At 55.7% G+C, this 1,352-nt stretch carries 2 protein-coding genes; both read left to right on the plus strand.

Features of this window, described 5'->3' with window-relative positions:
• The first annotated feature begins 414 nt into the window (after window positions 1-414).
• A complete protein-coding gene (locus tag BUB54_RS21055) occupies window positions 415-552 on the plus strand; it encodes a hypothetical protein (RefSeq protein WP_175556562.1) in 138 nt (45 codons plus the stop codon).
• Between the two features lie 95 nt (window positions 553-647).
• A complete protein-coding gene (locus BUB54_RS19755) occupies window positions 648-1,262 on the plus strand; it encodes a helix-turn-helix domain-containing protein (protein WP_073212043.1) in 615 nt (204 codons plus the stop codon).
• The last annotated feature ends 90 nt before the right edge of the window (window positions 1,263-1,352 follow it).

Consider the following 1,352-nt stretch of genomic DNA (forward strand, 5'->3'; position numbering starts at 1 on the left):
TCGCGAAAAGAACCCCGCATCACAAAACCCACAATATGCCCAGAGCAACTGAATCACATCATAATCCCAGAGGATAGGAGTTTTTCAGCGAAGTGCTAAGTCTCATCGATGTTACGGCGGGGAGCTTGGTAGTGAAGTAGGCGAGACCACCATCGCCTATGCGGCGGTTGACGAACAGGCCAACTATCCATGACCATAATTGGCTTCGTTGAACTCTTCTGCATCGAACGTCGCCAGTTCGAGATAGCGCCAATCATATAGGCACAGCCCTTTGGAGCGGTCCCCATCCGAGAGGTGTTACCAATCTGACGACACCATGCCCTTGACAATCTCCTCCATAGTCCTCCCCAGAATTGGAACTATCCTTAGCGTTGTGTGCCCAAGTCGCGGGTTCCCTAAGAGGAGCGCCGGCGTATGAGCATCGACAAGGAACTTTTGGATCATCTGATGGCTGGTCATTCGCCGGGTGATTTGTTTGTCAAGGGCGCCTTTTTTGCGGAGCAGGCAAGGTGCTGGCGGAAAGGGGCGTTGAGCACGGGGATGGATCGATGACGTGCGCACCGGGAAGGCGCTTGAGGAGGGAAACTAGTGTCTTGATCGGTAAATAGTCTACATTCTGATTAAACCTTGAACGCGGGGAGGCTGGAATGGCGAAGGGGCGTGCGGTTGCTGTCATGTTGGATGATGCTGAGGAAGCTGCCCTGACGGCTCTGATCCGCAAGCATGGAGCGCCACAGTCGCTGGCATTACGTGCCCGCATCGTGCTTGCCGCGGCGGACGGTCTAACCAACAAGGATATTGCGACGAAGCTGAATGTCTGCGCCCATACCGTTGGCGTGTGGCGCAATCGGTTTGCCTGCGATGGTCTGGATGGGCTGTACGATGAGCCCCGCCCCGGCGCACCGCGCCAGATTGGTGACGATGAAATTGCCGCCACAATCCGTAAAACCCTGGAGACGCGCCCCCAAGGAGCCACGCATTGGAGCCTGCGGACCATGGCGAAGGCTGTGGGTCATTCACCATCCACGATCCATCGTTTCTTCGCTTTGTTGACAGATCGAGCCATCAGACGCGGCGTGTTCCGCTCCGTCGCAGAACTCGAGCGCGCCATCACAGCCTATATCGATACCAACAATGCCGACCCAAAGCCGTTCAGATGGACCAAGAGCGCCGACGATATCCTCGCCTCAATTCAACGCTTCTACCTGCGGTCCCTAACAAAAATGCCCAAAATGAAGACGAATTCCGAATCAGGGCACTAGCCGCCCAATCGGAGGAACGACAGCAGTCAGAAAACTATGGCCGTGGACAGAGGCTAGGTTGTACTGGACGTTCCCCGGGATTAGAAAGGC

The sequence above is a fragment of the Acidocella aminolytica 101 = DSM 11237 genome, assembly GCF_900129125.1.
In the GTDB taxonomy this organism is placed as follows: Bacteria; Pseudomonadota; Alphaproteobacteria; order Acetobacterales; family Acetobacteraceae; genus Acidocella; species Acidocella aminolytica.